Raw genomic sequence first — 859 nt, 5'->3', positions numbered from 1 at the left:
CACTTGGTCAGAATGTCTGGTTCTGCGTCGGCAATACCAAATGATGCACTGACCTGAATTTTTTCGCCCTGCCAATCAATCTCCATGTCCTTGATTGCCCTTCTGATTCGTTCAGCTAACTGAAATGCGGCGTCTGCTTTTGAATTGCAGACGATGATACAGAGCTCTTCTCCGCCCACGCGGGCCGCAATTTCACCGGTACGCAGATTGCTCTGCACCGCGTTTGCTACTTGTTTCAAAACAATGTCGCCCGCTTGATGGCCCCATGTATCGTTTACATATTTGAAATGATCCAAATCGACTTGCACCAACGACATGGGTGTTCCATAACGCTGAAAGCGTTCAAATTCCTGATCTAGGCGGTTTTGAAAGTATCGCTTATTGTACAAGCCAGTTAAGCTATCACTTAACGCAAGGTCGGTCATGGTTTGCTCTCGTTTGCCAATCATGAAGCCAATAGAGGCAAACATGATTCCGCCTATCACCGTAATATAGGCGTACAGAAGAACGTCAAAGGCTTCTTCCGAGAAAGGGCTTCTGCCAGCCAGCCATTGAATAAGTATCCAGCCAGATGGCAGGACAATGGCTAAAGAGAAGCCGTAAAGAGCTCTGAGCGCAGGCAGGGAGAGGCTGCGCGTAATAAAGTTATTCGCGAACCGAATGGAACTGTTTTGAATGATCGTCATAGTTCGGCCATCGTAAGTGCAACATTCGTATTTTTATCTGACTTTGCCGGCAGTTATCACAAGCGGATATCCAAATTATTATTTTGCGCTTATTCCTTTGGGTTGTATATAGAACAGATATTAACCAGTCGCCACTTATTTATTGCATGGTGCTCTTGCATGCTTTTTAATCA

The 859-nt window shown here is 45.5% G+C and carries 1 protein-coding gene; it reads right to left on the bottom strand.

The window, feature by feature from the left end; all coding sequences use genetic code 11:
- A partial coding sequence (locus A3750_RS24695; RefSeq protein WP_068549053.1) for a GGDEF domain-containing protein occupies window positions 1-686 on the bottom strand: 686 nt, incomplete at its 3' end.
- Window positions 687-859: the final 173 nt, after the last annotated feature.

Source organism: Oleiphilus sp. HI0079 (assembly GCF_001635105.1).
The sequence above is the reverse complement of the archived record's forward strand: the minus strand, read 5'-3'. Positions and strand labels throughout refer to the sequence as shown.